The 25,437-nt window shown below is 70.2% G+C and carries 24 protein-coding genes; 8 read left to right on the top strand and 16 right to left on the bottom strand.

Annotation, left to right across the window (positions count from 1 at the left end; genetic code table 11):
• Position 1 precedes the first annotated feature (1 nt).
• Entirely contained in the window at positions 2 to 1,195 is a 1,194-nt protein-coding gene (locus ACIBO8_RS31130) for a MalY/PatB family protein (protein WP_396118951.1), read from the top strand.
• On the opposite strand, the gene ACIBO8_RS31135 is transcribed toward ACIBO8_RS31130, so the two are convergent.
• Complete coding sequence (locus tag ACIBO8_RS31135) at positions 1,182 to 2,447, bottom strand: calcium-binding protein (RefSeq protein ID WP_396118952.1); 1,266 nt, start codon at positions 2,445 to 2,447, stop codon at positions 1,182 to 1,184. The two genes, ACIBO8_RS31130 and ACIBO8_RS31135, sit on opposite strands and share 14 nt — an antisense overlap.
• 173 nt (positions 2,448 to 2,620) lie before the next feature.
• On the opposite strand from ACIBO8_RS31135, the gene ACIBO8_RS31140 reads away from it, so the two are divergent.
• Positions 2,621 to 4,852 carry a putative bifunctional diguanylate cyclase/phosphodiesterase gene (locus tag ACIBO8_RS31140; protein WP_396118953.1) on the top strand — a complete coding sequence of 744 codons (2,232 nt, stop codon included), beginning with the start codon at positions 2,621 to 2,623 and terminating at the stop codon, positions 4,850 to 4,852.
• A gap of 159 nt (positions 4,853 to 5,011) precedes the next feature.
• Positions 5,012 to 6,301 (top strand): GAF domain-containing protein, encoded by a 1,290-nt coding sequence (locus ACIBO8_RS31145; RefSeq protein WP_396118954.1) that lies wholly within the window; start codon positions 5,012 to 5,014, stop codon positions 6,299 to 6,301.
• A 94-nt stretch (positions 6,302 to 6,395) separates the two neighbouring features.
• Here ACIBO8_RS31145 and ACIBO8_RS31150 read toward each other — a convergent pair whose 3' ends face one another.
• Positions 6,396 to 7,073, bottom strand: coding sequence for a hypothetical protein (locus ACIBO8_RS31150; protein WP_396118955.1), 678 nt, complete (start codon positions 7,071 to 7,073; stop codon positions 6,396 to 6,398).
• Between the two features lie 181 nt (positions 7,074 to 7,254).
• On the bottom strand, positions 7,255 to 8,841 hold the full coding sequence (locus ACIBO8_RS31155) for a methyl-accepting chemotaxis protein (RefSeq protein WP_396118956.1): 1,587 nt from the start codon (positions 8,839 to 8,841) through the stop codon (positions 7,255 to 7,257).
• A gap of 148 nt (positions 8,842 to 8,989) precedes the next feature.
• On the opposite strand from ACIBO8_RS31155, the gene ACIBO8_RS31160 reads away from it, so the two are divergent.
• Positions 8,990 to 9,850, top strand: coding sequence for an ABC transporter substrate-binding protein (locus ACIBO8_RS31160; protein ID WP_396118957.1), 861 nt, complete (start codon positions 8,990 to 8,992; stop codon positions 9,848 to 9,850).
• Between the two features lie 18 nt (positions 9,851 to 9,868).
• Here the strand turns inward: ACIBO8_RS31160 and ACIBO8_RS31165 are convergent, their stop codons facing one another.
• The 10 genes from ACIBO8_RS31165 to ACIBO8_RS31210 all read right to left on the bottom strand — a co-directional run bounded on the left by ACIBO8_RS31165 (position 9,869) and on the right by ACIBO8_RS31210 (position 17,853).
• On the bottom strand, positions 9,869 to 10,624 hold the full coding sequence (locus tag ACIBO8_RS31165) for a ZIP family metal transporter (RefSeq protein WP_396118958.1): 756 nt from the start codon (positions 10,622 to 10,624) through the stop codon (positions 9,869 to 9,871).
• A gap of 21 nt (positions 10,625 to 10,645) precedes the next feature.
• Entirely contained in the window at positions 10,646 to 11,017 is a 372-nt protein-coding gene (locus ACIBO8_RS31170) for a hypothetical protein (protein WP_396118959.1), read from the bottom strand.
• Between the two features lie 234 nt (positions 11,018 to 11,251).
• Positions 11,252 to 11,509: a hypothetical protein gene (locus ACIBO8_RS31175; protein ID WP_396118960.1), complete on the bottom strand. Its 258-nt coding sequence runs from the start codon at positions 11,507 to 11,509 to the stop codon at positions 11,252 to 11,254.
• Entirely contained in the window at positions 11,506 to 12,099 is a 594-nt protein-coding gene (locus ACIBO8_RS31180) for a hypothetical protein (RefSeq protein ID WP_396118961.1), read from the bottom strand. The genes ACIBO8_RS31175 and ACIBO8_RS31180 overlap by 4 nt, the downstream gene beginning before the upstream one ends.
• On the bottom strand, positions 12,096 to 12,944 hold the full coding sequence (locus ACIBO8_RS31185; RefSeq protein WP_396118962.1) for a hypothetical protein: 849 nt from the start codon (positions 12,942 to 12,944) through the stop codon (positions 12,096 to 12,098). Before ACIBO8_RS31185 ends, ACIBO8_RS31180 begins: the two co-directional genes overlap by 4 nt.
• A gap of 16 nt (positions 12,945 to 12,960) precedes the next feature.
• Positions 12,961 to 13,323 (bottom strand): hypothetical protein, encoded by a 363-nt coding sequence (locus tag ACIBO8_RS31190; protein ID WP_396118963.1) that lies wholly within the window; start codon positions 13,321 to 13,323, stop codon positions 12,961 to 12,963.
• Positions 13,323 to 13,937: a hypothetical protein gene (locus tag ACIBO8_RS31195; RefSeq protein ID WP_396118964.1), complete on the bottom strand. Its 615-nt coding sequence runs from the start codon at positions 13,935 to 13,937 to the stop codon at positions 13,323 to 13,325. Before ACIBO8_RS31195 ends, ACIBO8_RS31190 begins: the two co-directional genes overlap by 1 nt.
• 102 nt (positions 13,938 to 14,039) lie before the next feature.
• Complete coding sequence (locus ACIBO8_RS31200; RefSeq protein ID WP_396118965.1) at positions 14,040 to 14,717, bottom strand: glycerophosphodiester phosphodiesterase; 678 nt, start codon at positions 14,715 to 14,717, stop codon at positions 14,040 to 14,042.
• 32 nt (positions 14,718 to 14,749) lie between these two features.
• Complete coding sequence (locus ACIBO8_RS31205; protein ID WP_396118966.1) at positions 14,750 to 16,834, bottom strand: alpha-galactosidase; 2,085 nt, start codon at positions 16,832 to 16,834, stop codon at positions 14,750 to 14,752.
• The gene (locus ACIBO8_RS31210; protein WP_396118967.1) at positions 16,831 to 17,853 is read right to left on the bottom strand and encodes a LacI family DNA-binding transcriptional regulator; all 1,023 of its coding nucleotides are present in this window, start codon (positions 17,851 to 17,853) and stop codon (positions 16,831 to 16,833) included. The genes ACIBO8_RS31205 and ACIBO8_RS31210 overlap by 4 nt, the downstream gene beginning before the upstream one ends.
• 129 nt (positions 17,854 to 17,982) lie before the next feature.
• On the opposite strand from ACIBO8_RS31210, the gene ACIBO8_RS31215 reads away from it, so the two are divergent.
• The 4 genes from ACIBO8_RS31215 to ACIBO8_RS31230 are packed head-to-tail and all read left to right on the top strand — an operon-like array spanning position 17,983 to position 23,111.
• Entirely contained in the window at positions 17,983 to 19,974 is a 1,992-nt protein-coding gene (locus ACIBO8_RS31215) for a beta-galactosidase (protein ID WP_396118968.1), read from the top strand.
• Positions 19,971 to 20,852 (top strand): carbohydrate ABC transporter permease, encoded by an 882-nt coding sequence (locus tag ACIBO8_RS31220; RefSeq protein ID WP_396118969.1) that lies wholly within the window; start codon positions 19,971 to 19,973, stop codon positions 20,850 to 20,852. The genes ACIBO8_RS31215 and ACIBO8_RS31220 overlap by 4 nt, the downstream gene beginning before the upstream one ends.
• Positions 20,849 to 21,751, top strand: a complete 903-nt coding sequence (locus tag ACIBO8_RS31225; protein WP_396118970.1) for a carbohydrate ABC transporter permease — start codon at positions 20,849 to 20,851, stop codon at positions 21,749 to 21,751. The genes ACIBO8_RS31220 and ACIBO8_RS31225 overlap by 4 nt, the downstream gene beginning before the upstream one ends.
• A gap of 31 nt (positions 21,752 to 21,782) precedes the next feature.
• Positions 21,783 to 23,111, top strand: coding sequence for an ABC transporter substrate-binding protein (locus ACIBO8_RS31230; RefSeq protein WP_396118971.1), 1,329 nt, complete (start codon positions 21,783 to 21,785; stop codon positions 23,109 to 23,111).
• A gap of 269 nt (positions 23,112 to 23,380) precedes the next feature.
• Here the strand turns inward: ACIBO8_RS31230 and ACIBO8_RS31235 are convergent, their stop codons facing one another.
• The 3 genes from ACIBO8_RS31235 to ACIBO8_RS31245 form a co-directional block, all read right to left on the bottom strand.
• Positions 23,381 to 24,034 carry a fasciclin domain-containing protein gene (locus ACIBO8_RS31235; protein WP_396118972.1) on the bottom strand — a complete coding sequence of 218 codons (654 nt, stop codon included), beginning with the start codon at positions 24,032 to 24,034 and terminating at the stop codon, positions 23,381 to 23,383.
• A gap of 104 nt (positions 24,035 to 24,138) precedes the next feature.
• Positions 24,139 to 24,861 carry an anti-sigma factor gene (locus tag ACIBO8_RS31240; protein ID WP_396118973.1) on the bottom strand — a complete coding sequence of 241 codons (723 nt, stop codon included), beginning with the start codon at positions 24,859 to 24,861 and terminating at the stop codon, positions 24,139 to 24,141.
• A complete protein-coding gene (locus ACIBO8_RS31245; protein ID WP_396118974.1) occupies positions 24,815 to 25,393 on the bottom strand; it encodes an RNA polymerase sigma factor in 579 nt (192 codons plus the stop codon). Before ACIBO8_RS31245 ends, ACIBO8_RS31240 begins: the two co-directional genes overlap by 47 nt.
• Positions 25,394 to 25,437 lie beyond the last annotated feature (44 nt).

Below are 25,437 nucleotides of genomic sequence, written 5' to 3' on the forward strand. Positions count from 1 at the left end.
CATGGCCAACCCGCTCGAGCAGTTGACACTCGACCAGTTGCGCACCCGCACCAGCATCAAATGGACCGCTCACCCGGACGATGTGCTGCCGCTGTGGGTCGCCGAGATGGACGTCCCGCTCGCCCCCGCGGTGGCCGAGATCCTGCACCGGGCGATCGATGCGGGTGACACCGGCTACCCCGGCGGCCGTGCCTACGCCGACGCGCTGGCCGGCTTCGCGGCGGACCGCTGGGACTGGGACGGGATCGCGATCGAACGGACCGCCGTCGTGCCGGACGTGATGATGGGGATCGTGGAGACCTTACGGTTGATCACCGAACCCGGTGACGCCGTCGTCGTCTGCGCCCCGGTCTATCCACCGTTCTACGCCTTCGTCAGCCACGCCGGCCGCCGCGTGGTCGAGGCACCGCTGGGCCCTGACGGGCGGCTCGACCTCGATGCGCTCGCCGGGGCGTTCACCGCGGCCCGACGGCTTTCGCCCCGTGCGGTGCTGCTGTTGTGCAACCCGCACAATCCGACCGGCGCCGCGCATACCCGCGCCGAGTTGACCGCCGTTGCGGCGCTCGCGCGTCGGCACGGCGTACGGGTCGTCGCCGACGAGATCCACGCACCCCTGGTCCTGCCGGGCGCGCAGTTCGTCCCGTACCTGAGCGTGCCCGGAGCCGAGGACGCGTTCGCGCTGTTCTCCGCGTCGAAGGGGTGGAACCTGGCGGGCCTGAAGGCCGCTCTGCTGGTCGCCGGGCCCGCGGCCGCCGCCGACCTGGCCCGGCTGCCCGAAGAAGTCAGCCACGGACCGAGCCATCTCGGCGTCCTGGCCCACACCGCCGCCCTCAATCATGGTCGCGCTTGGCTCGATGCCCTCCTGCAGGGCCTCGACCAGAACCGCAGTCTCCTCGCGTCGCTGGTGTCCGAACATCTGCCGCTCGTCGACATGGTCCGCCCTGAGGCGACCTACCTCGCCTGGGTGGACTGCCGACGGCTGGGACTGCACTCGACCGGCGCACCGGACGCACCCGGTGTGGTGGGCGACCTGTCCGGGCCCGCGAAGATGTTTCTCGACGAGGCTCGAGTGGCGCTGAGTTCGGGCCACGTCTTCGGCACGGGCGGAGCCGGGTTCGTCCGGATCAACTTCGGGACGTCCTCCGCGATCCTGCGCGAAGCCGTGCAACGCATGGGCGCGGCTATTCGCAGTTGACCTTCGTACCGGCAGCGCCGACGGAACAGGTGTCGCCCGCCTCGGTGCCGTCGGGTCCACCGTCGGCCGCGTCGAGCTCGGTGTCGGACTCTCCGGAGACGATGTCACCGGTGCCCCGGATCTGGTCGTCACCGGCCTCACCGAAGAGTTTGTCGTTGCCCGCGCCTCCGGTCAGCCAGTCGTCGTCCGGGCCGCCCCGCAGGTCGTCATTCCCTTCGTCGCCCTCGACCACGTCCTTGCCGGCCTCGCCGTACACCTTGTCGTTGCCGGACTCCCCGTAGATGAAGTCGGCGCCGGCGCCGCCCCACACCATGTCGTTGCCGTCGCCGGCGTTGATGTAGTCGTCACCGGCCTGGCCGTAGATGGTGTTACCCAGTGAACCCTCGGCGCCGATCAGGTCATTGCCCGCACCGCCGCGGATGAGGTCCTTGCCGCCCCCGCCGTCGATGTAGTTCGACTGCTCGTTACCCGTCAGGGTGTCGTTGCCGAAGCCTCCCCACAGGTTCTCCACGTCGGTCGCGATGGTGTCCTTCTCGCCCCGCTCCCCGTCGTCCGCCTTTCCGTCCAGGTCGGCGTTCACGCCTCGTGTCCGGGTCCAGTAGATGGCGTGGTCACTGCCGGCACCACCTTGGAGAAGGTCGGCCCCGGTTCCACCGTCGAGCTCGTCGGCATCCGCACCACCGTTGAGCCGGTCGTTGCCCGAGCCGCCGTAGAGGTCGTCGTTGCCGCCCCCGCCGTACACCTTGTCGTTGCCGGCGCCACCGTCGAGCCGCGAGTCCCGGACACTGCCGCCCGTGATGGTGTCGTTCCCGCTGCCGCCGAGCCCGATCATCTCGAGGTTGGTCTTGTTGGTGATGACGTCGTTCTTGTCACCCGCATCGATGGTGACGAGCGTCGGCGTCGAGGGGGTCGTGCAAGCCACCTTCGTGGCGTCGTGGCCGTCCTTCCGGCAACCGTGACCGGGCTTGACGGCGACCTTGTCATCGATCGTGATCACTCTGCCCGAACGGGTCACCGTGACGGAGTTCGCCTTGCCGGAGGCTGCCGTGAAAGTCACCTTGGTGGTGCCCACCACCTTCGCCGTACCGGTAGCGGCCGCCTGCGCCGGCGCGCCCAGTCCGACCGCCGTCAGGGTGACGGTCAGTGCAGTGCCGACTCCAGCAGACCAGGAACGGTGCGACATTATCGGGCGACCTCCATGACACGAGCAGCGGTAATCCGGGCGGCCCGCATCGTAAAGCACGAATGCCACGGCTTGCTGCCCCTTGCAGGTCGCAAAGGTCAGACCGCTGGAGGCCCGCGGGTACTGGGGATTAGGACTCGGTCGCAACCGGGCGTTGCTATCCATAGGTGGTGAGCCGCCAGATTTCTCCGCGGTCGGTACCCACCACCGGTGTAGCGGGACTGTACCGCTGGTACCTCAGCGTGGGCGCCGTCGTACTCGTCGGGGGGTCGCTGTCTCCGCCGTCGGTGCGGGTGTGGGTGTACGTCGCTGTCGCGGCTTCGGTGATCGTGGCGATCGCGGCGGGGGTACGCCGATACCGGCCGGTCTGGCCCGCACCCTGGTGGTTGCTGGCGTTGTCGGTCGCCATGTCCCTGCTCGCCAATGTGGGCTGGGCGTTGGCGATGGACGAGAGCGGGGTGCCACGGTTTCCCTCCGCCGGCGATGCCTGCTACGCGGGCGCATTGGTGTTCCTGGCGGCCAGCGTCTACCGGTGGGTGCGACCCGCTCGCCAACGCAACGGGGCGGTGGATGCCGCCATCGCGGCAGTCGGCGGCGGCGCCGCGCTGTGGATCCTGGTGTTCGCGCCCCTGTTGTTCGACAGTCGCTTCTCCGGGCTTCGCCTGGGCAGCTACCTGTTCTACGTCGGCATGGACTTGCTGATCCTCGTCCTGAGCGTGCGCGTCGTGGTGATCTCCCGGGTACGCACCCCCGCCTACCGGTTGATGGTCACCTCGGCCGCACTACTCGTGCTGACCGACACCTGCTATCACGCACTGCTGATCGCCGGCGACGGCCGCGAGAAGTACACCGGGATCGGTTATCTGGGCTCCTACCTGCTCATCGGAGGTGCGGCGCTGCACCCGTCGATGGCGCGCAGCACCGGCAGCGTGCCGGGCAACCCGTCACCGGCGTCCCGGCGCCGGCTGGCGGCCTACGTGTCACTGACCGCCGGCATCAGCTTGCTGAGCATTGCCGGCCTCGTCACGGCAGTGCCTCGCGATCAGGTGACGCGGCTGGTCGTGCTCGAAGTCCTCGGCTCCGCGATGTCCGCGCTGCTGATCGTCCGGCTGTCCCAACTCGCCGCGCTGCTGAACCACCGTGCGCAGCTGGACCCGCTCACCGGCCTGGGCAACCGCGTCATGCTGCAGGAACGGCTGGACCGGCCCGGCCGGCGTTCCCACCTGCTGTGGCTGATCGACCTCGACGGCTTCCGCGACTTCAACGACACCTTCGGCCAGCAGGCCGGCGACGAAATCCTGGTCGAGACCGGCGAACGGATCCGCGCCGCCGTACCGAGCGATGCCACCGTGGTGCGCCTGGCGGCCGACGAGTTCGCCGTGTACGACGATGCCGACGAGGACGATCTCGGCCGGCGCGTCCTCGCCGCCGTGCACCGCCCCTACCGGTTGCGCGGGCTGGGCGCACGACGCTTCGCCGTCAGCATCGGCGCGGTTCGCGTACCGGCCGGGCAACCGGGCTCGCAGGCTCTGCGCGACGCGGACCTGGCGCGGCGCACTGCCCAAGCACGCGGTGGGGACCAGGTCGCGTTCTTCGACCCGGCCGTGCACGCAGAGCGCCTGGCCAACACCGAACTGGTGGCCCAGTTGCACCAGGCCGTGGAAGCGGGCGAACTCGGGGTGCACTACCAACCGATCGTCGAACTGGCCACCGGGGACGTGGTGGCTGCGGAAGCGCTGCTGCGCTGGACCCGTCCCGACGGAACCCGCATCCCTCCGGACCGTTTCATTCCGCTGGCCGAACAGAGCGGTGCCATCACCGCGATCGGCGACTGGGTTCTCCGCCAGGTCAGCACGGACCTTCGCCGGCTCTGGCGCGAGAACGGGGTCGCCGTCACCGTGAACGTCTCCGCGCATCAACTGCGCGACCCACTGTTCGCGACCCGGCTGCTGCACCTGCTGCACACCAGCGACGTACCCGGGCCGGCCTTGATCGTCGAGATCACCGAAACGGTCCTGGTCACTTCCATCACCGATGCCGCCACTGTCACCGCCCAACTGCAACAACTGCGCGAGAACGGGGTTCGTATCGCCGTCGACGACTTCGGCACCGGCTACTCCTCCCTGGCGTACCTGCGCGAACTGCCCGTCGACATCCTCAAGATGGACGGCTCCTTCACCGCACAGCAGATCGAGACCGGGGGCGTGCGCGAGCTCGCGTTCATCCGCGCGATCGTCGAACTCGGGCGCAGCCTCGAGCTCACCACGATCGCCGAGGCCGTCGAGACCCCCACCCAGGCCGAACGACTACGCGCCCTGCACTGCGATCTCGCCCAGGGATACCTCTTCGCCAGGCCCGCGCCGCTGGCCGACCTGTACGACTACCTACGCCGGCGCAGCACTGCCGGTACGAGTTCGCGGGCGAATCCCCTCGCGACCGTGACGCCTGCGCATGCACCACCCGCATCGCCGTGACGCGGATCGGTCGTCGAGTCAGCTCGGCATCTTGGCGGGCATGGTGATGTGGAAGGTGGTCCCCGGTCCGTCGTGCTCGGCGAGGACGGTCGTGCCGCACTGCGGCCGGCACCCGATCCATCTACCATTCGCAGCGCAGAGGATGAGGGGACGCACACCATGACGGCGGTACCAGACCAACGCGCCACCGCCGATCCGGCTGGTGCCGGGGGCGCAGCAGACGAGGACCTGCGGGCCCTGTTCGGGCAGTCCAGCGTCGCTTTCGCGTTGCTCACGGGGCCGGAGCACATGGTGGAGGCGGCGAACCCGGCCTTCTTCGCCGCCATCGGCGAGCAACGGGCACGCACCGGCGTCACGGTCGCCGAGCTGATGCCCGAACTGGCGGACCAGGGCTTCGTCGAGCTGCTGGATCAGGTCTACCGTACGGGCGAGTCCTTCACCGGCAGTGATGTACGCATCACAGTGGGCACCGGAGTGCACGCGCGGGAGGCATTCTTCGACTTCACGTACGAGCCTCGCCGGGACGCCGACGGCAGCGTGACGGCGATCCGGGTCATCGGCGTGGAGATCACCCAGGTCAAGCACGCCCAGCGGCTGATGGCCGAACACCGCGCCGTCCTCGAACAGATCGCCCGCCAGGCACCCCTGAGCGAAGTGCTCGACGGGATGGCCCGCTGTATCGAAAACGTGGCTCCCCAGGAGATGCTCGTCTCCATCCTGCTCGCCGAGTCCGACGGGCAGCACCTGCGTCACGGCGCCGCGCCGAGCTTGCCGGACTTCTACAACCAGGCCATCGACGGGATCGCCACCGGTGAGGGTGTCGGCTCCTGCGGCACGGCCGCCCACCGCAGGCAACCGGTCATCGTCAGCGACATCGCCGCCCACCCGTTCTGGACCGACTTCCGCGACCTGGCCGAGCGGGCCGGGCTCGCCGCTTGCTGGTCCGCGCCGATCCTGGCTCGCGACGGCACCCTGCTGGGCACCTTCGCCATCTACCACCGCACCCCGCGCGTCCCGCAGGAGAGCGATCTCGCGCTCACCCGCGTCTTCGCCGACACCGCGGCCCTGGCCATCGAGCGCCACCACATCGAGCAGGCGAAGACCGCCGCCGAGGCACGCGCCAAGGCAGCCCACGACGCCCTGGCCGAAGCGGTGGAAGCAGAACGGAAGCTGCGCGCCGATGCGGAACAGCGCGCCGTCGCAGCCGCGGAACTCGCTGCCCGGATGCGCGCCGCCGCGGCCGCGCAGGCCGCCACCCCGCGCCCCGCACACTGTCAGCTCGGCGGCAAGCAAGGGTGCACCGCACCGGCCGAACTCAAGGTCGCCGACTCGTGGGGCGACTCGGCGTGGGGCTGCACCGCCCACGCCGAGGAAGCCATCATCAACGTACGGTCGGTATTCATCGCCAGCGAAGAGCTCGGTGGCCTCGCCGCCTACGTGCACCGCTGACGGCGGAGGTGTCAGGGGCCCGGCCGGGCCTTCCGCCAACCAGCGCTGGAGGAAGGCCCCGGCCTCCGACGTCAGTGCATGCGGGCGCGGGCTGTCACTCGTAGCAGCCGGTTCGGTCGCTTTCCAGCTGCACGTCGGTGACCTTCTTCTTCTGGATGTTGATCCGGTAGTGCGCGCCGTCGCCCTTCACGGCGTCCACCAAGGCGTCGCCGCCGGTTCGCCGCGCATCGGGGGTTTCGTCGCCGTCAACGCGCCACGTGAGGTGCGGATACGCCCGGCGCACCGCGGCCAGCGTGCTGCCGGGCTTGATGCCCTCCGGCGTCTTCTGGTCGCCGAACGAGTCGAGGGCGCGCAGCCCGTACCTGCCGTTGAAGACCATCCAGACGTGCTCCGACTGGCCCTTCCAGTGCGCGCTCACGCAGCCGCCGGAACCGGCAGCGTCCTGGTCGGTGTTGACGACGATCAGGCCGGTCGCCTTGGCGGCACGCAGGCTCATGCCGATCTTCAGCGGTCCGATGTGGTCCGGGTGGATGGTCAGGTGGGCCGGATCGGTCATCTTGACCGGCTGGGACGTCGGCGACGCGCTCGACGACGCCCGGGGCGTGGGTGTGGCTGCCGGAGCATTGCCGGCCGATGCGGCCGGTGCGGCCGCGGACGAACCGGCACCGGCCGGTACCGCGGCGGCGTCCTCATGCCGGGTCGTGGTGCTGCTGCAGGCGGCAGCGAGGGCCACCAGCGTGGTAGCCCCGAAGACCTGGGCGAGACGATGCATCGAAGTGTTCCTTCCCCGTGAGATTCATGCGGCGCGATGCGCCTTCCCGCATTCACTTCTCGTGATGCGCGGGCAGGAATCAGCATGGCGGCTCCGCCGCCGCGGCAACTCACGGAAACGTGCCAACGCTGCTACCGCTGCGGCAGCACTGTGGACGGACCACGGCGTTCCGGAACGGAGATCAGGCGAGCTGGAACTCGCGGACGAGGTTTCGTAGCTGGGCCGCGAGCCGGGCCAGGTCGGTCGCCGCGCTCTGGGTCTCGCCGGCGCCGACGCTGGTCAGGGATGCCCCTTGGACGACCTCTTCGAGGCTGTTCGTGATGCCGTCGACGGCGGCCACGGCGCGCTCCACACTGGCGGAGATCTCGGCCGTCGCGCGGCTCTGGGCGTCCACGGCGTTGCCGATGACGTCCTGGGTGCCGTTGATGTCGCCGACGATGCGGGCGACCTCGGCGATGCCGTCGCGCATGGCCTGCGAGTCGCGCTGGATGGCGTCGATCTGCCGGGAGATGTCCTCGGTGGCCGCGGCGGTCTCCCGGGCCAGGTCCTTGACCTCACCGGCGACGACGGAGAAGCCCTTGCCGGACTCTCCGGCCCGGGCGGCCTCGATGGTGGCGTTGAGGGCGAGCAGGTTGGTCTGCTCGGCGATCGAGTTGATCAGCTTGACCACGTCGCCGATGGCGGCGCTCGAGGTGTGGAGACGCTGCGCGAGCTGCCCGGACGTCTCCGCCGCACCGGAGGCGTCGGCGGCGATCCGCCGCGCGTCGTCGGTGCGTGCGGCGATCTCGTCGATGGAGTCGCCGATGCTGTTGACGCTGGACGCGGCCGCGTTCACCGCCTCGTGGACCGTGCCGGCCGCGGTAGACAGGACCGACGTACGCTCCACCGTCGTCTCGGCGCCGTGGGTCATGCTGCCGCTCGTGGCGTGCATCTCCTCGGACGCGCTGGCGAGGGTGTCGGCCGCCTCGTCCAGCTCGGTGATGGCCGTACGCACGTTCTCGGTGGCCCGGCCCATCGCCAGAGACAGCTCGGTCAGCTCGTCCGACCCCGTGACGCGCGGCCGGACGGTGAGGTTCTTGTCGGCGATGGCGTTGGCCACGTGCAGGCAGTCCTTGAGGCGGCGGCTGGTGTGCCGGGCCAGGACGACGGCGGAGCCCAGCAGCAGCACGGCGGCGGCGATGCTGCCGGCGATGGTGAGCGTGCGGGCGGAACGCTGGGCGGCGTCGGCGTCGAGGCGGGCCTGGCGGGCCTCCGCGGAAATGGCCGCCTCGACCGGCTTCAGCGAGGCGCCGAGGGCGTCGGACGACTTCTGGAACTCGGGCAGCGCGGCACGGGCCCGGTCCTGGCCGGGGTCGGTGACACCGAGGTTGGCCAGGCTCACCAGCCGCTGGCTCAGCGTGATCAGCAGCTCGACCTTGTCGTCCAGGCCCGCAGCCGCCGCGCGTACCGGTGCGGGGGCGCTGTCGGCGTGCAGGGCGGCGATGCTGTCGCGCAGCGTCGCGGCGTCACCGCCGAGGCCGTCGAGCGCGGCGCGGCGCTGCTCAGCGGTGCGGGCGACCATGGATGCGAGCACGTCTCCGCGCAACACCGCCTGTGCGGCCGCGACAGCCCGGTCCGCCCGGACGGCGTCCGTGGCGCGTACCAGGCGCTCCTGGGCGCGCTGCTGCTGGGCGCCCGCGAGCAGACCGATCCCACCGACGGCCAGGACCAGCATCAGGCCGGCCGTTGCCAGCGTGACGATCTTGCGGCCCAGCGTCAGGCGCGGCACAACTCGGACCATGGTGACCTTCCGATGCAGTAGACGTCATACGGTTCGGCCGACTCCGGAAAAAGCTGAGCCGTGGCTCAGTCCCTCATCCCGCGCAGCCGCCGGCCGATGGGAGGAACAGACGTAGTCGAGGTCCCGGGAGAAGCTCATGCGCGCAGTCCGTGTCATGACGGCACTGGCCGTCGGCGCCGTGGTGATCATCGGCGGCGCGAGCTACTCGGTCGCGGCGCCGAACCGGCAGGGCGACGCGGCGGCCGCGGTCCCCGCCGACGTACGCAAGGCCGGCGTCCTCGTCGTCGCGGCGGAGATCGCCTACCCGCCGTTCGAGTTCTACGACGACCAGAAGCAGCCGCAGGGCGTCGACTACGATCTCGCCGTCGCCCTGACCGAGCGGCTGAACCTGCGTCTGGAGTTTCGCAACGTCGCCTGGGACGACATCATCCCCACCGTCGCCCAGCACAAAGCGGACGCCGTCATGTCCGGCATGACCGACAACGCCGAGCGGCAGCAGAAGCTCACCTACGTCGACTATCTCGTCGAGGGATCTCAGGTCGTCGTGGCGCAGGCGAACCCCGCCGGCATCGACGGCCTCGACGCGGTCTGCGGTCGCACGGTCGGCTTCCAGGCGGACACCACCCAATCCGACCTCGTGGCGTCGCAGGCCAAGTTGTGCACCGCCGCGGGACGCGCCGCCCCGCGGGTGCGGGCCGTCGGCTCGGGCGAGGCGTACCCGATGCTGAAGAAGGGCACCGTCGACGCCGTCGTCGACGGGTACACCAGCGCCGCCGCCCAGGTCAAGGCCGGCCAGGGCGCGTTCAAGCTCACCGGGGTCCAGCTCGAGGCCAGCCCCATGGGCATCGGCCTGGCCAAGGACCGGCCGGAACTGCGCCACGCCGTCCAGCTCGCCCTGCGCGAACTCATCGCCGACGGGACCTACACCAAGATCCTCGACAAGTGGGGCCTCGGGGCCGAGGCGCTGACCACCGCCGCCATCGACGGCGGGGTCTGACGGGCCGGCCCGCCGCTGCTACTGGCCGGCGGTCGACAGGCCGAACGCGATCAGGAAGCCGACCACGGTGACCAGGCCGATGAGCAGATGGGCGTTCTCGAAGGCCTCGGGAATCATCGTGTCGGCGACCATCGCCAGGATCGCGCCGCCGGCCAGCGCGGTGACCCCGGCCAGTACGGCAGCGGGCGCACCGCCGAGCAGCGTGTACCCGGCGATCGCGGCGAGCGCACTGATCAGGGCGATCGCCGTCCAGAGCCCGAAGACGTACCGGGGGCTGCGGCCGCCGTGGCGCATGCCGGCGGCGCTGGACAGGCCCTCGGGAACGTTGCTGATGAACACCGCCGCCACGGTCACCACGCCGACGGCGCCGCCGCCCAGCAGGCTCGTTCCGATCACGATCGACTCGGGAATGCCGTCGAGCAGGGCGCCCAGTGCGATGGCCGTGCCCGAGCCGGACTGTTGCTGCTCGGACGGCTGCTGATCGCCCGACCGTTTGCGGTGGCGCGCGCCTCGACGGGCCAGAACGACGTTGCATCCGGTGTAGGTCACGGCGCCGATGACGGCGCCGATCACCGTCGGGGTGAGCCCGGCACGGTCGTGGGCTTCGGAGATGAGTTCGAAGGCGACCGCCGAGAGCAGGACACCGGCTCCGAAGCCCATGACCGACGCCACGACATGCCGCGGCACGCGGGCCAGATATCCGATCGCCGCGCCGATGAGCAGGGCGGATCCGGCCAGCAGACCCCAGCCACCGGCTTGCAACCACTGTGGCATGGCATTTCCTCTCGACGGGGCTTACGGGACACGGAGGAGGTCGTGGTGCTGCCGGCCGCCCAGGGCGAGCCGGGCGGCGTCCTGTGCGGCCCGGAAGCTTTCCCGGCAGGCCTCGGCGTCGCGGTACACCCCCGGCGACTCGGCGACCATCGCGTCGTGCGCGCCGGTCAGGGTCCAGCGGAAATGCCCGTCGCCGGTGGCCGCGACCGTCATCACTCCGTCGCCGTCGCGCAGCTTGCGTACAGCCGGCAGCCAAGGCTGCCCGCAGCGGTCGCCGGGGCTCGCCGGGAGCGGCGCGACGGCGTGAGCGAGGACGTCGGCGCTCACGCCGGTACGGCGTACCAGATGCCAGCGGGTGGAGTCGGAGCCCGCCGCGCGAACGACCGCGATCATGGTCTACTCCTGTTCATCTCTGCTGCTCAGGCGATCCGGTACGGGGACCCGGCCTCGTCCGGGAACTCCAGGCCGTGGCTCGGCCGGTCGTCGGCCGGGACGAGTACGCCCCCTGACATAACCCTCCATGCACAAGACAAACGTTGCACATGGCAAAGATATTGGCCGGCAGAGGCCGCGGCCCCGCACATGCTCCGTGGCGTCTTGTGGCGCACCTTCGTGAGGGCGCAGAACTCAGCGGGCCGCCCGGCGCAGATAGGCGACCTGGCCGCCCTCGAGAACGTGCAGGAACTCCCAGCCTCGCGTCTCCAGCAGCTCGACCGCGGTGAAGACGACGTCCGCCCGGGCGAGGAGGCCGGCATGGCCGGCGCGGAAGCTGGCCGCGTCCCCACTCGTCAGGAAGATGTACCGGAAGGGAAAGGTGTCCGGGTTGGCGCGCCCGGAGAGCACATCCTCGGCGATGAACTCACGGGACGGCCGGGGAAGCGTCACGCCGGCACCAGATCGTCGATGACGTCGCCGGCGATCGCCGCAGCGGCTTCGCGCAGCTCGGCGTCGCCACCGGCGGCACCGGCGGCGGGAATCAGGTGGATGGTCACGTAGGCGTTCCCGGTACGTACGTCGACCTGGACGCCGCGAAGGTCCAGCGGCCGGGACACGAACGCCTCCTCACCGACCCCCGCCAGCGGCTCGGGCTTGACGAGGGCGGTGCTGACGGTCTGCCAGCCCGCGTCGGCGCCGGCCTGGTCGGCCCACACCGACAGCTTCGCGGTCACCGAGGTGGCGCTCCGGTCCTCCGGACCCCAGCGGCACTCGACGATCTTGCTGAAGTCGTCGGACCCGGTGGACCTGGTCTGAGTTCCCCTGCCGCCGACCTTGAGCTGCTGAGCAGCGGCGACGGTCAACTCCGGGCATTTCACTGCCGCGACGCTCCACTTGTGCGCGACCGGCGGCAGTGAACGGGACGCCACCGGGCCGGACGGCGTGGGGATCGTCGAGTCGATCGGCGACACGTCGGGGCTCGAGCATCCCGCGAGGGCGGCCACAGCGATCAGTCCCCACGCGATCGGGCGGCCTCTCATGCGTTGACCGCCTGGGGCCACTGACCGCGGGGAAGCCCCGTGTGGTCGCCGTACTCGTTGGCCAGCTCGTTGATCTGAGCCACCACTCCGGCCAGGCGGCTCGCCAGGCTGGCGAGGTAGTTGAGGATCAGCGCCACGGCCTGGCCGGTGCCCTCGGACGCGTGATTCGACGCTTGCAACGCGCCCGCCACGTCGGTCGCGGCGACCTCGGCCACGTCGGCGCCGACAGCGGTGAGCGTGGAGACGACGTCGGACACCTGAGTGGTCAGGTCGGCGACGAAGTCCACGTTGGCCTCCGCCACGCTGGACAACCAGGTGCTGGTGGCCGTGACCTTGCCGACCACGGCGTCGATCGCGTCGGCCTGATCCTGGACCCGGGTCTTGAAGGTCTCATGCGCCGGACCGCGCCAGCTGTCGATCTTGCCGGACGGGGTCAGGTCGGGGGCGATGTCGGAGAGCGGCGTCTTGATCTTGGTGCCCCAGTCCATGCCGACCTCGAAGAGCGAGAAGACCGGGATCGAGCCGTTCACCGCCTTCTGCACCGTGTCCAGGACCGAGTTCACCTTCTCCTGGACCTTGAGGATCACCGCCTTGACCTTCTCGCAGCCCTCCTGCAGGTCGTCGAAGAGCCAGTCGAAGGGCTTCTGCCAGAAGTGCCGGTTGTCCAGATAGTCGTTGACGCGCTGGATGAAGCCGTTGACCGCGTTGATCAGGCCGTTCCAGGCGTCCTGGATCTGCTGGATCCCCTGTTCCAGCACGGACACTCCGTCCCGGAAGGCCCCCAGCAGGGCGGGGGCGAAGGTCTGATCGGTACCGGTCGCGCCCGGAGGCAGCGGATTAGTCACCGTTTCTCCCGTTGCGTCAGGACTGCTTGGCGATGTCGTCGAAGTTCTGCGCCGTGTTCGCGTCGGTGTGGTCGTACCACTCGGCGTTGTTCTTCAACGCGACGGCCATGGCCTCGAACTGGACGGCACCCTGCTGGAACAGAGCGTTGAGCCAGTCGAACATCTTCTGGTAGCCGCCGTTGAGGTCGCTGGTGGTGGCGAGACCGACCGGCCCGTCCACGATGACCGAGAACGCACTCGGCTGAAGGCTCTGACCGGCGGCGAGCGAGACGACGGACAGCATCCGGTCCGCCAGGCCCTCCCACTTCTTGGCCTCTTCGTACAGACCCTCGGTCGCGACCTGAAGGTTCTCCTCGGAGAACCAGTTGTAATCGCCCATCATCTCTCCCCATGGTCAGCGAGCCGGCCCCGGACGGCGAGCAACGCCTCGCGAGCATCATCGGCGAGCGCAGCGGCGTCATCCGCGCGCAGCCCATGCTCGTTCACCGACGCACCGACGACGCGGAGACCCTCGACGTGCACCCGGAAAAGGCCACGCGGCCCGACCACCTGCCGGCGCTCGCCACTGTTCACGGCTCGCAGGAAACGACTCGACTCGGCCAGCGAGGCGGCGGCCCGGTCGATCTTCCGGCGCGCGGCCTCGGCCCGGCCGGCCTGGTCGTCGTACTCCGGCCCGGCATACTCCGGCTCCGGCTCGGCGTGGCTCACGGCCGGGCTCGGCGAGGGAAGCGGGCGGCCGTATCGAGCAAGCATGAGTTTCGCGATACCGGCCTTTTCGCGCGCGAGCTGCAATGCCTGCAGAACGGCCGGCGCCACCCCGTGCGCACCGACCTCCTCCCACCAGCCGTCGGTGATGCCGACCTGGACGACCGCACCGGTCAGATCCACCACGCAGTAGACCGTGCCCGAGGCATCCGAGCCCTCGATGGCGTCAAGACCGCGCACGGGTTCCCCCGGACGGGCATCGCGCATCTCGTCCTCGAGGTTGGTCACGAACCGGCTGGTGTCACCGATGCGATAGGCATCGAATTCCCGCGCCTCTAAATCCCTGGTCAGAACATCCCCCGATCTTCCAGCCCGGTCATGGTACCCAAGCTAGGCCGGATCGGTGACCCCGCGATGGTGCGCCAGCCGGCTCACCATCGTCATGTTCTTACTGATCACGCCGGTCACGCCGAGCCGTGCCGCGTGCGCGAGCTCGGCCTCGGAATCGACCGGCCACGCCAGCACCAGGTCGGTGGCTCGGCGAAGCTCGGCCACCACCGGGGCGCTCAGCAATCGCAGCCGGATCGAGACGCCGTCCACGCGTTCGCGGCGCATCCGTACACGCAGCCGGGCCAGTTGGAGCGCGCTGGCGGCGGACAGGATCCGCCGCACGTTCATCTGCGGCGGGAACGCCTCGAGCATCGCCCACTCTTTCGTACAGACCGCAACCGGTACGCCCGGACACCGCGCCTGCAACGTCTCGGCGACCCGATGCGCGACCGCACGGGAGCGACCCTTGAGATCCAGCAAGAGCCGCGGATCCCCGGCCGCGACCGTGAGGATCTCGTCGAGCTCCGGCACCGCGACCGTGCGCCGCCGGACGATGCCGCCCGACCTGTCCCAGAACAGGTGAGGCCCGAGCGCGCGGCTGTGCCGCATCTCGAGGGCGCCCCGGTAGAGGTGCACGTCCGCCTCGACGAGATCCGCCCCGGACGTCAACGCGGCCCGCAGCCCGGCGACGGTGTTGCCGGCCCGGTGAGCGACGGCGAGCATCCGGTGATCAGCCATGCTCGCAGGGTATCCACGGCCAGCCCGTGGAGTTACGTCCTCAGCCGGGTGAGGCGGACGAGGGCACTCGCGTAGTCGCCGCCGGGCAGCCGCACGGGCAGGCCCGGTCCGGCGAGCGTGGCCCCGCCGTACACGTCACCGGTGTCGTCGTCGCGGTAGGTGGCGGTGGGATCCAACCCGGCCAGCGGCAGCGACCGCAGCGGGGCAGCGAACTGCGCGCCCACCTGGAAAATGAAGACCACGACGCGGTCGCCGTGCAGATACTGCACAGCTGACACCGTCTCGCGCGGATCGCGCAGGCGGTACAGCTCGCCATGCTGCACGACGGGCCGGATGTCCTTGTACTGGGCGACGAGCCGGCGGGCGTTGGCGAGTTCGCCGGTGTCCCAGGTAGTCAGGTCGCCGCCGATTCCCAGGGTGCCGGTCATCGCCACGTGGAACCGGAACGGCAGCGGCACGACCCGCTCGGTCAGCGGGTTCGGGCTGTCGGTGACCCAGGCGACCATCGAGCGGGGCGCGTACAGCTGGGTGTGCCCGTGCTGGATGGTGAGCCGGTCGACGGCGTCGGTGTTGTCGCTGGTCCAGAACTGGTCGGTACGGGCCATGATGCCGAGGTCGACCCGTCCGCCGCCACCCGCGCAGGACTCGATGCGCAGCTGCGGGTGGGCGGCGCGGAGGCGGTCGACGACGGCGTACACGCCCCGGGCATGACCGGTCCATGCGTCCTGCGCGGCCTCGGTGATCGGGCGGTTGAAGTCCCACTTCAGCAACGCCGCCCCGGTGTCGCGGACCAGGCCGTCGAGCCACTGCCAGGCCCACTCGCGCACATCGGCGCGTCCGAAGTCGAGCACGAGCTGATTGCGCAGCTCCGTACGCCGATGACCCGGGGTGTGATGCACCCAGTCCGGGTGGGTGCGATAGAGGTCGCTGTCGGGGTTGGTCATCTCGGGCTCCACCCAGATGCCGAAGCCCATACCGAGACCGCGGATCTCCTCGGCGACGGGGCCGAGCCCGTCCCTGAAGCGGTGCGGGTTCGGTGTCCAGTCGCCCAGGCCGGCGCGGTCGCTGGTGCGCGCCCCGAACCAGCCGTCGTCGACCACGAACAGCTCGGCACCCAGGTCCGCGGCCAGCCTCGCCAGGGCGAGCTGACCTTCCTGGGTGACGTCGAAGGTCGTGGCCTCCCACGAGTTGTAGAGCACCGGCCGCAGCTCGCTCGCGTGCGGGACGACGTGGCCGCGCTGGTACGCATGCCAGCCCCGGCTCGCCGCCCCGAAGCCTCCGCCGGTGTAGAGGCCGGCGAAGACGGGGGTGGTGAACGCCTCCCCCGGGCCGAGCCGGTGGCGGACCCCCTCGTGCCCCGCACCGCCCAGGACCGCACAGCGGCCGGCGTGGCTGCGTGAGGCGGTGATGCGCCAGGAACCGCTGTGCGCCAGCGCCATCGACCAGACCTCACCGTGCTCTTCCCGGGCCGTGCCGTCGTCCACCATGACCCAGGGGTTCGCATGGTGTCCGGTGACGCCGCGGCGGCTGGTGAAGTGGGTCTCGGCCACGGGGAGGGCGGTGCGGTGCACCAGGCCCTCCGCCGACCACGCGCCGGTGACGTGGCTGATGCGGTAGTCGTCGCGCGGAGGCACACACCAGGCGCCGGCGTCGTACCGATGCAGGTCGATGATGCCGGCATCGCCGGTGTGGTGCAGGACCGCCCAGCGTTCGATGACGTCGGTGCCGGCCACCGGCCGGTAGTGCAGGTCGACGGCGAGTGGCTGACGGGTGTCGGTCAGCATGACGGTGAGCTGGTCCCCGTCGACGCGCTGGTCGACGACGGTCAGCTCGCAGTCGGCGGAGCCGTCGGGGAACCATCCGCCCAGCGCTGCGGCGCCGAACCGGCGCGAGCCCTGGGCCGGGTAGTCCTCCGCGGCCTCCCACGGCGCCTCGAAGGTGTCGGTGTGCGCCGAGGGCCGTGCGGGGAGGGCACGTGCCGCGGCCAGGTCCAGGCGCGATCCCCAGTGGACCGGCCGCAGGCTGCCGGCGGCGGCGTCGATGTGCAGGGCGTACGTGGTGCTCCGGGTATGGACCGCCACGGTGGCGCCGTCCCCGGACATCTCGATCGAGCTCAAGCGGAACCTCGCCAGACGACCGGCGTGGGCAGCAGGACTCCCCCCGCGTCGACATCGTCGCCGCGGAGCTGCCTGAGGACCAGGTCCGCGGCACGAGCGCCGAGGTCCGTCGCCGGCTGGTGGACGGTGGACAGATGGGGTTGGGTGCGCAGGGCCCAGGAGCTGTCGTCGAAGCCCACGATGCCGACATCCCGCGGTACGGCCAGTCCGGCGTCCCGCAACGCCTCCAGGGCGCCGGCCGCGAGGGCGTCGGAGCCGGCGAAGACCCCGTCGATGTCCGGGTCGCGTTCGAGCAGCACGCGCATCCCCTTGGTGCCCCACGAGTAGTCGTAGAGCGGCACCTCGGCGACCATCTCCGGGCGGAAGCGGCGGCCGAGCGCCTGCTGGAAGCCGGTGACGCGGTCGGCGCCGCTGTCCCGGTCGACGGCGGCGGCGATCATGCCGATGCGCCGGCGCCCGGTGGCCATGAGCCGCTCGGTGATCAGCCGGGCCGACCCGACGTTGTCGATGCCGACGAAGGGGATGCCGGGGTCGATGTCGCGGGGGTGGCCGACGTACGTGGCCGGGATGGCCAGCTGGGCCAGGACCCGGATGATCGGGTCGTGGGTACGCGCCGAGACGATGATCACGCCGTCGACGAACCCGCCGCTGAGGTAGCGGCTGACCCGCTCGGTGTCGCGCTCCGAGTCCACCACGAGGTTGACCATCTGGTAGTCCGCGTCCGACAACGCCGCGTTGGCCCCCAGCATGATCGCGCCGATGTTGGGGTCCTCGAGGAACAGCATGTGCGGCTCGAGGACGACGAACCCGACCGCCTGGGAACGCTGCCGGACCAAGTTGCGGGCGGCGGTGTTGGGCACGTAGCCGACCTGGGCGATGGCGGCCTCGATCGCGGCCCGGGCCTGCGGCGAGACGTACCCGCCGTTGATGACCCGGCTGACGGTGCCCCGCGAGACGCCGGCGGCGGCGGCCACGTCGTGCACGGTCGCACGGCGTGAGGAGGGGCGGGACAACGGCACGGCGTCACTTTATCGGCTGGCCTTGACCTCCACGAGATCCACATCTTAATGTGTGCACGTTCACACACGGCGTCCGGCAATATCCTTCGCTCGAATGTGTGCACGTACACACACCGGGAGGGAGCAGGAATGATCACAGCGGGCGCCATCACGCTCGGGTGTGACTACAACCCGGAACAGTGGCCGCCGCACGTGTGGCAAGAGGACGTCGAGCTCATGGCCGAGGCCGGGGTCGGCCTGGTGGCCATCAACATCTTCGGCTGGTCCGACGTCGAGCCCCGGGCCGGCGACTACGACTTCGAGCGCCTCGATACCGTCGTCGACCTGCTGCACTCCCGCGGGATCCGGATCAACCTGGGCACCGGTACGGCGTCGCCGCCGCCCTGGCTGACCACCCGCCACCCCGAGGTGCTCCCGGTCGCCGCCGACGGCACCACCCGCCACCCTGGCGGTCGCCAGGCGTGGTGCCCCAGCTCACCGGTGTTCCGGCGGTACGCCCTGGCCCTGGTCGAGCAGGTGGCCAAGCGCTACGCCCGCCACCCCGCCGTCGCCCTCTGGCACGTCTCCAACGAGCTCGGCTGCCACAACGCCCTGTGTTACTGCGACACGAGCGCCGCCGCGTTCCGCACCTGGCTGCAGCAGCGGCACGGCACCATCGATGCGCTGAACGCCGCGTGGGGCACCACGTTTTGGAGCCAGCGCTACGGCGACTGGGCCGAGATCCAGCCACCGCGCGCCGCGCTGTCGTTGCGCAACCCCGGACAGGTCCTCGACTTCCACCGGTTCAGCTCCGACGAACTGCTCGGCTGCTACCGCGCCGAGGCCGAGGTGATCCGGCGGCACAGCGCCATCCCCGTGACGACGAACTTCATGGTCACCGCCCACATCCGGAACCTGGACTACTGGCAATGGGCGCCGCACATGGACGTGGTGGCCAACGACCACTACCTGGACCACCGGCTCGGCGACCCCGTGGCCGAACTGTCGTTCGCCGCGGACCTGACCCGCGGACTGGCCGGCGGCCGGCCCTGGATGCTGATGGAACAGTCCACCAGCGCCGTCAACTGGCAGCCGTACAACGTGGCCAAGACCCCCGGGCAGATGGTGCGCAACTCCGTGACCCACGTGGCGCGCGGCGCGGACGCGATCTGCTTCTTCCAGTGGCGGGCGTCGCCGCAGGGCGCGGAGAAGTTCCATTCCGCACTCGTGCCGCACGCGGGCACCGACACGGCCGTCTGGCGCGAGGTTCTGCACCTCTCGGCCGTGCTGGGCCGCCTGGCGGAAGTGGCGGGCACCCGGGTCGTCGCGGACACGGCACTGGTGTTCAGCTGGCCGGCGTGGTGGTCCGCCGAGGGTGAGGGCCGCCCGTCGGAGGCCGTAGGCTATCTCGACCAGGTCCACGCCGTGCACCGCGAGCTGCGCCGCCTCGGGGTGACCGTGGACGTCGTCGCCCCTGGCGCCGACCTGAGCGGCTACCGCTTCGTCGTCGTACCGTGCCTCTACGCCGTCTCCGACGGGGATGCGCAGGCGTTGAACGACTACGTCGCCGCCGGCGGGCACGCCCTCGTCACCTTCTTCAGCGGGATCGCCGACGAGGCCGACCGGGTCCGCCTGGGTGGCTACCCGGGCGCGTTCCGCGACATGCTCGGCATCTCGGTCGAGGAGTTCTTCCCGCTGCTGCCCGGCGACACCCTCGAGCTCAGCTCCGGCGGCCGCGCCGGCGTGTGGGCCGAGCACCTGCACCTGCGCACGGCGACCGCGATCAGCACGTACACCGACGGCCCGCTCCCCGGCGTCCCTGCGGTGACGCGCAATGCGTTCGGCGAGGGCACCGGCTGGTACGTCGCCACCCAGCTCGAGCCGGCAGCTCTGCGCGACGTCCTGAGTCAGGCGCTCACCGCGGCCGGAGTGGCGCGTACCGGTCCGGAGAGCGACGGCAGCCTCGAAGTCGTGCGTCGCTGCGGCGGCGACCGCAGCTACCTGTTCGTCATCAATCACGGCACCGCCGAGGTCGAGGTTCCCGCCACGGGCCGCGACCTCGTCGAGGACCGGGACATCACCGGTTCCCTGCTCGTTCCCGCAGGTGCGGTCCGGGTCGTGAGGGAGGAACAACCGCGATGAGTACGTCCACAGCCGTCAACCGGCACACCCGCGCCGTCCTGTTCTTCGTCCTCCCCTTCGGCGTGCTGTTCGCCCTGTTCTACGTCATTCCGATCGTGTACGCCGTCATCCAGTCCCTCTACGTCGTCGAGCGCACCGGCACGTTCGGGCCGGCGCGAGAGGTGTTCGGCCGCTTCGCCCAGTACGAGCGCGTCTTCGCCGACGGTCCCTTCTGGTCCTCGGTCGGTCGGGTCCTGCTCTTCGGCGTGGTGCAGGTGCCGATCATGCTCGGCCTCGCCCTGCTGTTCGCCCTTCTGCTCGACTCCGGCCTGGTGCGCGGCCGCCGGCTCTTCCGGCTGGCGTTCTTCCTCCCGTACGCGGTGCCGGGCGTCGTAGCGGCGATCATGTGGGGTTACCTCTACTCCCCCAACCTGTCGCCGTTCACCGCGGTGACCCGCAACGTCGACCTGCTCTCCGCCGATCTGGTGCTGTGGGCGATGGCCAACGTCGTGACCTGGGTCTACGTCGGGTACAACATGCTGATCATCTATTCGGCGCTGCTGGCCGTCCCGACCGAGATCTACGAGGCGGCGAAGCTGGACGGCGCCGGCGCGATCCGCACCGCCGTGTCGATCAAGATCCCGCTGGTGATGCCGGCGCTCGTGCTGACCACCGTGTTCTCGATCATCGGCACCCTGCAGCTGCTCGCCGAGCCGCAGGTCTTCCGCAGCTTCAGCTCCGCCGTCTCCAGCACGTACACGCCGAACCTGACGGTCTACTCCACCTCGTCGATCCCCAACTTCAACCTCGCCGCCGCCTTCTCGGTCGTGCTGGCCCTGTCGATCTTCGTTCTGTCCTTCGCCTTCCTGAAGGTCACCCAGCGCCGGGAGATCCGATGAGCGTCATCTCCGCGGCACGCCGGCCGCTGCGCGAACCGGCCGCGCCGCCGAAGTCCCCGTCCGGCAGAGGCCTCGGTGGCCGGATCACCGGCATGCTCATCATGACGGTCGCCGCCGTGTACGTGCTCGTGCCGCTGTGGTGGTTGCTCGTGGGCGCCACCAAGAGCCAGGCGCAGCTCGTCGACGGTTCCCCGCTGTGGTTCGACGACTTCCGGCTCGCCGAGAACCTGCGGGCACTGTTCAGCTACCGCGACGGCATCTTCGTCCGCTGGCTCGGCAACAGCCTGGCCTACACCGGTGGCGCCGCGCTGCTGGGCACGCTCCTGAGCGGCATGTGCGGCTACGCCCTCGCGAAATACCGTTTCCGGGGCCGCGAGGTGCTGTTCAACGTCATCCTCGGCGGCGTCCTCGTGCCCGCCACCGCCTTGGCGCTGCCGCTGTTCCTCATGTTCAGCAAGATGCACGCCGCGAACACCTTCTGGTCGGTCTTCATCCCGAGTCTGGTCAATCCCTTCGGGGTCTACCTGGCCCGGATCTACGCCTCCGCGAGCGTTCCCGACGATCTGCTGGAGGCGGCCCGCATCGACGGGGCCGGCGAGGCGCGCACCTTCTTCACCGTGTCCGCACGGCTGATGGTCCCCGCCTTCATCACCATCTTCCTGTTCCATTTCGTGGCCATCTGGAACAACTTCCTGCTGCCGCTCATCATGCTGGGCGACGAGAAGCTGTTCCCGGTGACGCTCGGCCTCTACACCTGGAACTCCCAGGCCGACCAGAACCCCCAGCTGCGCGGGCTGGTCCTGATCGGAGCGCTCGTCTCGATCATTCCGATGATCATCATCTTCCTGCTTCTGCAGCGCTTCTGGCGAGGCGGTCTCGGCACCGGCTCGCTCAAGTGACACTCCCCCCGCCCTCAACAAGGAAGTGACCATGCGCACCACGATGCGAACGACAGCCGTCGTGCTCCTGTCGGCACTGGCCCTGTCGGGCTGCTCCGGCAGCGACGACCCGGCCTCCGGTTCCGCCGGGAAGGCGGCCTGTGCGCCGTCGGCCGGTAAAGTGGATCTCACCTTCACCTCCTGGGTCCCGGAGATCCAGTCGGTGGTCGACGTCTGGAACGCCAAGAACCCGAACATCCAGGTCAAGGTGCAGACCGGGCCCGCCGGCAACGCCGGCACCTACCAGAACTTCTTCAACCAGCTGAAGGCCGGCAATGCCCCGGACCTCGGCCAGGTCGAGTACGACGCGCTGCCCAGCTTCCGGGTCCAGGACGGCCTGACCGACCTCGGCGGCTGCGACATCGTCACCAAGGCACAGAGCCAGTTCGTGGACTGGACCTGGAACCAGGTGAGCTTCGGTGAGCAGGGGTCGGCGTACGGCATCCCGCAGGACGCCGGCCCGATGGCGATGTTCTACCGCAAGGATCTCTTCGAGGCGAACGACATCAAGGTGCCCACCACCTGGCAGGAGTACGCGGACGCCGCCACCAAGGTGAAGGCCGCCGGCGGGTTCATCACCAACTTCTCCCAGAGCGACATCAACCAGTTCGCCGGCTTCGCGTGGCAGGCGGGCGGTCACTGGTTCGCCAACGACGGCAACACCTGGTCGGTGAGCCTGACCGACCCGGCGACGACCAAGGTGGCCGGCTACTGGCAGGACCTGATCAACCGCAAGCTGGTCTCGTCCGTGCCGCCGTGGACGCCGGAGTGGAACAACGCCTACAACTCGAGCAAGGCGTGGACCTGGGTCTCCGCCGTCTGGGGTGCCAACTCCATCGCCACCGGCGCTCCGAAGACCGCGGGCAAGTGGGCCGTCGCCCCGATGCCGCAGTGGAACGCCGGCGACAAGGTGGCGGGCAACTGGGGCGGCTCCAGCACCGTCGTCTTCAAGGGCTCCAAGCACCCGTACGAGGCCGCGCAGTTCGCGCTCTGGCTCAACACGTCCGACGAGGCCCTCACCCTGCTCAACGAGAAGGCGAACCTCTACCCCGCCACCAGGACCGGCACCCAGCTGCCCGTACTGAAGAAGGGTGTCAAGTTCTACGGCGACCAGCCCATCTACGACCTGTTCGCCGAGGCCTCCGCCGAGGTGAAGCCGGACTTCACCTGGGGACCCACGATGACCAAGACGTACGCCGACGCCTCCGACGGCTTCAAGGCGGCGGTGTCGGGGCGGGGCACGCTGATGGACGCGCTGACGGCCGCCCAGCAGTCCACCGTGGCCACTCTCAAGTCGCAATCCATCCCGGTCAAGGAGTAGCGACCGGCGCCGTCGGATCCGACGGCACCACGACCAGCGCTGGGCTCTTTCCCCCCGCATCGGGCCCGCGCCGGAAATGATCCGGAGCCGGGCGGCTCGTGTCGGTGCGAACGAGCGCTGCCACGCCCGGCTCCGGATCCCCCGTACGTCACTCCGCTCAGTCGCGCCACCGGCCGCCCGGAGCGTCCGCCACCTCGTCGGGGCCCGGCCCGCACCTGAGGCCTCGGGCGGGCGCCGCACGTACGGCCGGCACCCGCCCGAACCGGATGTCAGGGCAGGTCGATCGGGCGCAGAACCCGGTCGATGCCGTGGGCGATCTGCTGGTTGCCCTTGTTGATGTCGTACTTGACGACGCGCGGGTCACGGTCGTTGCGGTCGGCGTCGATCAGCCTGATCCGCTTCCAGCAGGTGCCGTACACGTCCACGGTGACGGGAGCCCCCGCCGCCGTCGTCAGCCGCGCGCCGTCCGACTTGAAGGCGGCCTTGCGGTCGACCGTGGCGCCCGGCACGACGTGGTAGAGCAGAACCGACTCGACCGTGTCGATGCCGAGCCCGGCGACCGCCGTGAACGCGCTCTTCTCGCTGGGGAGGGTCCTGCTGTGCTGGATGTCCGCCACCAGCCGTTGGAACGCGCGATCGTTCGGGATGAACGCGGTGAGCGCCGTCGAGCCGTCGGCCAGCACGCCGACCGGGCTGGCGGGCTTGGCGTCCAGCACGGCCAGCACCGCGGCGGTCAGGATGTCGTAGTCGCTGCCCTTGTGGTCGAAGCCGCTCTTGTCGGCGGTCAGGACCTCGGCGAGGGACTTGGTGCCCAGCGTCTGCGTCTTGCCGTTCGCCATGGCCGGCGCTGAGGTCAGGGCCGAGGCGAAGAGGGCGGCGGTCGTCACTGCTACGGCACGCTTACCGAGTCGGGTGAACCACATCTTCGTGCGTCCTTTCCGGTACGGGTGGTGGCGTCGGTGCCACTGCCCCGTACTTCGTCCGTGACCACCGCCTTGGATGCACACTCCCGCTGCGGCCGGCCGGCTCAGTAGGTCAGCGTGCCGCGCAGCAGGCTCTTGCCCGAGTGGGCCGCGTCGCCGTCGTGAGCCTCGTCCGAGACGTCCACCAGCCGGTAGCGGTTGAGGTCCGTGCCCGGCGGAACGGGCAGCACCACCTCGGGCCGCCCGGACAGGCTTCCCAGCGAGATCATTTTCTTCTGGTCGTCGGGATCGATGAGCCACACCTCGTGGAATCCGGTCGTCAGCGGAAGATGACGCACGTCCACCACCATCTCGCCGTCGCTCAGCACCCGCACCTTGCCCGACGCACCGGCCGGCGCCGAGGGTAACGGCGACAATGTCGCCCGGGCGGTGACGTCCGCGTCGGGCGAGCGGTCGAAGGCGCCCATCGCGACGGCCGTACCGGCGATCGCGACCACCGCGGCGGCCACGGCCGACACCAGCGGAGCCACCCATCGGGGCCGACGGCGGGCCGACCGGCGACCCATCGGCACGACGGCGGCCGGCCGCGGCCCGGCGACCGGCGCCATGGCGGCGATGTCGGACTGGATACCGGCCCACACGTGCTCGGGCGGCGGGGGCAGGGCCCGCAGGTCGCCGGCCTCCACGCCCAGCTCGGCGACGTGGTGCAGGGCCCGCAGCTCGTCCCGGCAACCGCCGCAGCCGGCCAGGTGAACGGACTCGTCAGGATCCGCCGCGTCCTCAGAGAGCGCGAGAAGGACCAGCCGATCGGGGTCCAGATGCTGCACCGTCCACCTCCCATCGACGTCGCAAGTTCGCCATCCCACGGCGAATGTGACTCTTCACGGTGCCCAGCGGCAACCCTGTCACGGCCGCGATCTGCGGATGCGTCAGGTCGTCGAAGAACGCCAGCTCCAGCGTGCGCCGCTGCTCACTCGGCAGCCGGTTCAGCTCGTCGGCGACCACCAGCCGGTCGACGACCCGCTCCGGGGTGTCGACCGGCGGTGCGGGCAACGGCTGCGACCGTACGGTGTCGCTGACCCGTTCCTCGCGGGCGGCCGACCGGATCCGGTCCACCGCCTTGCGCCGGGCGATGCCCAGGAGCCAGCCCAGCACCGAGCCGCGCTCCGGATCGAACGTCTCGCGTCCCATCCAGGCCGCCACGAACGTCGCCTGAGTGACGTCCTCGGCGTCGGCGCGATTGCCGAGCACCCGCTGGGCGAGCAGCAACACGGCGCCGCCGTACTGCTCGTAAGCCGTACGCAAAGCTCTTTCGTCGCCGTCGCGCAACTGCTCGGCGAGCTCATCCCCGGGACCCATCGACCTCCCTCCACCACGTCCTCCACACCCGGTACGCCCGCACA

Origin of the sequence: Actinoplanes sp. NPDC049681, assembly GCF_044465265.1 — a bacterium.
Taxonomy (GTDB): Bacteria; Actinomycetota; Actinomycetes; order Mycobacteriales; family Micromonosporaceae; genus Actinoplanes.